The 329-nt window shown below is 43.8% G+C and carries 1 protein-coding gene; it reads right to left on the minus strand.

Features of this window, described 5'->3' with window-relative positions:
* The coding region (locus tag G5B12_RS17200) for a DNA topoisomerase (RefSeq protein WP_244096140.1) at positions 1–329 on the minus strand (329 nt) is incomplete at both ends.

Below are 329 nucleotides of genomic sequence, written 5' to 3' on the forward strand. Positions count from 1 at the left end.
TCTGTAATCCCATTTAGGAATTCATCTGCTGTCTCTGTATTCTGGGCAATGTGATTCAATGCCATTTCCCACTCTGCTGTCATCTTCGGAGATTTAATCTCATCCGGCAAAACCGTAATCAGTACATTGCCATCATCTGTCGGCACCAGATTTTTCTTTTCCCTTTTCACAAAACCAGACTGAATCAGTTTTTCAATGATTGCTGCCCTTGTTGCCGGAGTACCAAGTCCTTTCTTTTCCGTATCTTCGGTCAGTTCTTCATTCCCAGCACGTTCCATCGCAGAAAGCAGGGTATCTTCTGTGTACTGTTTCGGTGGCTGTGTAAAATG

This window comes from Blautia sp. MSK.20.85 (assembly GCF_013317245.1).
In the GTDB taxonomy this organism is placed as follows: Bacteria; Bacillota; Clostridia; order Lachnospirales; family Lachnospiraceae; genus Blautia_A.